General features: G+C 76.7%; 1 protein-coding gene and 1 pseudogene. Both read right to left on the minus strand.

Annotation, left to right across the window (positions count from 1 at the left end; translation table 11 throughout):
• Window positions 1-1,436 (minus strand): annotated as a pseudogene (locus AB0M20_RS42370) (tetratricopeptide repeat protein); the annotation flags it as partial.
• Window positions 1,433-1,621, minus strand: a 189-nt coding sequence (locus AB0M20_RS42375) for a hypothetical protein (RefSeq protein ID WP_364307053.1), incomplete at its 5' end; no start/stop codon positions are given. The pseudogene AB0M20_RS42370 and the gene AB0M20_RS42375, both read right to left, overlap by 4 nt.

The following is a 1,621-nucleotide window of genomic DNA, read 5'->3' on the forward strand; positions in this document are numbered from 1 at the left end:
ACCGCATCGACGGCCTCCAGGACGTCCAGGTCCATGTCCGGGATCTCGGCGAGCCGCGCGATGACCGCGCCACCGGCCGGCAGCGCAACCTCAGGCCGGGCCTTGAGCAGCGGGAACAGCACGTCCCGGGCGATGTGCGGCCACCGCCGCGCGGTCTCCACCAGCACCGTGACCGCGGCCGCCGTCCACGTCGGACGGCCGGCCAGCAGCAGGCCGGGCGCGTCGCGGGCCCAGTCGTCGGCCGGCCACGCGTCTTCGCCGAGGCCGTGTCCGTGCGTCGCCAGCGCGATCAGGTCCTCGCCGAGCCGGTCCGGGTGCATCGCCGTCAGCACGCCACCTGCGTCGGCGGCCGGATAGCAGAACAGGTGGTCGTCGAGCACGGTGTCCACGTCGGGCGCCGTGACGTGCGCGCGTTCCAGCACCGCACGCCCGTCGGCCCGGCTCAGTGACCCGCCGGTCACCGTCGCCACGTACGCCGCCCGGGCCATCACCCGCGGCGCGGTCGCCATGCGGTCCTCGGCGCGGGCGTGCAGCGAGTGCCAGTGCGCCAGCTCCCGCCGCAGCAGGTACGCCGACAGCCCGTGCGGGGCCACGTCGGCGCTCCGGCCGAGCCGCCGCGCGTCGACCGCCACGAGCGCCGCCATGTGCACCGACAGGACGTCGCCGTCGAGCTCGGCCGGCATCCCCGGCTCCGGCCCGGCCGCCACACCGAGCGCCGCCGCGAACCGGTCCCGCGCCTCGACGTACAGCTCGGCCCGGTCGATCTGCCCGGCCAGCGGCGGCAACGCCACGCTGGTCGCGTCGATGCCCAACTCGGCGTCCCACCGGTCGCGCAGCGCCTGCCACCAGAAGCCCGCCGACCGGGCCAGCAGCAGCACCCGGACCGTGCTCCCGGTCTCCAGCGGGACCGCGGACAGCCGGGTGACCAACTCCAGCAGATCGGACGGCGGCCACCGGTCCGCGTAGTCCACCACCGCCAGCACGCCGTCGCCCTCCGGACGACGCAGGCGGCTGCCCGGCCCGGACGCGTGCCCGGACGCATGCCCGGACGCGTGCGTGACCTGCCGGACGGCCCATCCGGCGGCCAGCGCATCCGCGGCGACCCGCCGGGCCAGCCGGGTCTTGCCCTGCCCGCCGGACGCGTGTACCAGCCGCACCGACACCTTCTCGGCGGCGCCACGCCACCGGGCCAGCTCGCTCAGCTGCTCGGCCCGGCCGGCGAACGGGACGACCTCGTGCCGGGCCAGCAGCAGCCGGCTGGGCTGGGCGCGGGCCCGGTCGACCGGGAGCGCGACCGGCGCGGCCGGGAACGGCTCGACCCGGAAGGGCACCCGGCCGGCCGTGATGGTGACGTTCCCGGCGACGCCGGAGATTTGATACAGGTCGCCGAGCACCACGCTGTCCTCGACCCGCTGCGGGCCGGCGGCGGTGCTCACGGATTGATGTCCACGTCACCGCCGACGCCTCGGACGATCCGCATCCTGCCCTCGGTCCGGACGCCGGTGATCGACTGGTCGCCCGGCGCGGGCGCCGGGGCCGGAGCCGGGGCCGGTGGGCCGGATACGACCGGCGAGGAACCGAGGCGTACGTCGCCGCCGACGGAGTCCACGATGTCCACCCC

This window comes from Actinoplanes sp. NPDC051633, assembly GCF_040681735.1.
GTDB lineage: Bacteria > Actinomycetota > Actinomycetes > Mycobacteriales > Micromonosporaceae > Actinoplanes.